The organism is Rhodopseudomonas sp. B29 (assembly GCF_000333455.1).
Lineage (GTDB): Bacteria > Pseudomonadota > Alphaproteobacteria > Rhizobiales > Xanthobacteraceae > Rhodopseudomonas.
Window position 1 is genome coordinate 1 of the sequence record NZ_BADD01000617.1, and the last position, 2,007, is coordinate 2,007.

Sequence of the window (2,007 nt, forward strand, 5' to 3'; positions counted from 1 at the left end):
GATTCCGCCCCCAAAGGCTAAGGGGTGGACCACGGGTCGCGAAACACAACGCGGGCCGAAGCGGCCCGCGTGCGGGGTGTGCTTAGGCAGAAACGGCCCGGATGTCAATTCTGCGACCGGCGTTGCGGCGGGCCGGGCCTCAGTCGCTGACCAGCCGCACCGGACGGGCCGAGCGCTGCGGCTGGGCCTGGATTTCGGCCGCTACGGCCCCGTTCAGCACCTGCTCCAGCCGCCTCATCGCCCGGGCGATCGGAGCCGCGTCGATCAGCCGGTGGTCAAATCGGATCACAACCTCGATCCGCCCGTCCTCGTCGAGCCGGCCATAGCTCAACACATAAGGGCCGGGGCTGACCGGAAACAGCTCGCCTTCGCTGAACGCCGAGACCGAGGACACCGCGAAGCTGCCGAAGAAATTCGCTCGCGGCCGGTCCAGCGACAGCCCGGCCCACCAGGCCAGACGGCGCAGCGGCCATGGCATCTGGCTGATTCGCAGCAGCTTGCGGAACATCGTCACTTCGGCGATCGGCGCCGTCGATGCATGCCGGATCATCGCGTCGATCTCGGCCAGCGGCCGTTGCTCGGCGGTGCAGATCTTCTCCATCAGCACGCAGTCTTCGCCGTCGACCTGCCGCGCCACCGCTACCATGGCGATGCTGCACGGCAGCTCGAACAGATGCGGACGGGGAAAGCCGACATACAGTGTGCGCAGCAGCGGCTGCTCGTACGCCACCAGACCGAACGCCTTGATGAAGATTGCCGCGAAGCCCGGCGGCGTCGCGCAGCCGGCCCGGGCGCGCGCCAGCGTGGTCACGTCCAGGGTGCGCTTGAAGGTAATTAGCGGAACCGATCGCGAGGCCCGCATCAGGTCGGCGATCATCCGCCGCGGCGCCGAGATGCCCTTGTTGCAGCCTCGCATTGCTACCGCGCCGACGAAGTGAGTGTGTACTTGCTAACGACGCATGGCGCGAGCGCGACGGTTCCCATGGGGGTGCAGGTCGAGGCAAATAGCCGAGTCATGTTTCCTCCCGTGCCCACCACACCGGGAAGTTAGCAGTCGGGCCGCTGCGGCGAAAGTAATTACGCCGGAATTCGGCCACCGAAATACGGGGAAAAAACGCCCGGTAATCGGTTGTGTCGGCCGGATGTAAAAATCATCTCGGCGGAACTTTGATGAACAGAATTGTGCACGGCAGCAGAGCCGAGAAGTGTGACGACACGACGTGCGATCGCCGGCGCGGGGTCGATCCAGTCCACTGGCCAAGGCGCGAGACGTATCAGACGATCGAGCAGCAGCGGGTAGTGCGTGCAGGCGAGTACCACCGCATCGGTGCGGTGGTCGCTGTTCTCTCCGACGAAACACGGCGCGATCTCGGCAGCAATCGCAGTGTCATCGATCGTCTCGCCGCCGAGCGCCGCTTCGGCGAGCGCGGCAAGATGAACGGAGCCGACCAGCGTCACCTCGCAAGCCCCCGCGAAATCGCGGATCAGGGCTTTGGTGTATTCGCGCTTCACGGTGCCGCTGGTGCCGAGCACCGAGATCCGTTTGGTACGCGACTGCGCGCAGGCCGGCTTGATCGCCGGCACGGTGCCGACGAACGGCACCGTATAGGCGGCGCGCAGATGCGCCAGCACCAGGGTCGATGCGGTGTTGCAGGCGATCACCACCAGATCCGGCGCATGCGCAGCGATCAGTTCGCCGATCAGCGGCACCACGCGGCCGATGATGGCATCCTCACTGTGCTGGCCGTAAGGGAAGAACGCGTCGTCGGCGACGTAGGTATAATGCGCGTCCGGTAGCGCCTTGACGATCTCGCGCAGCACCGTCAGGCCGCCGAGCCCGGAATCGAACACCAGAATGTTGGGATTTGCGTTCACGGCCCAAGCCTTACGCCATCTTGGTTAGTTTTCGGTTGTGCTCGGCGCGGAGCTGCCTTGCAGGCACGGCACCAAGTCTCGTGTAGTGCGACGGATTGTCGCTCTAACTCATTAAGAATGCTCCCATTTACG

General features: G+C 64.9%; 2 protein-coding genes. Both read right to left on the reverse strand.

The features are described 5' to 3' along the window. Positions 1-139: 139 nt before the first annotated feature. Positions 140-916, reverse strand: coding sequence for a hypothetical protein (locus tag I5M_RS22425; RefSeq protein WP_022723449.1), 777 nt, complete (start codon positions 914-916; stop codon positions 140-142). 161 nt (positions 917-1,077) lie between these two features. Further along, positions 1,078-1,875 (reverse strand): glutamate racemase, encoded by a 798-nt coding sequence (gene murI, locus I5M_RS22430; protein WP_022723450.1) that lies wholly within the window; start codon positions 1,873-1,875, stop codon positions 1,078-1,080. Between the last annotated feature and the right edge of the window lie 132 nt (positions 1,876-2,007).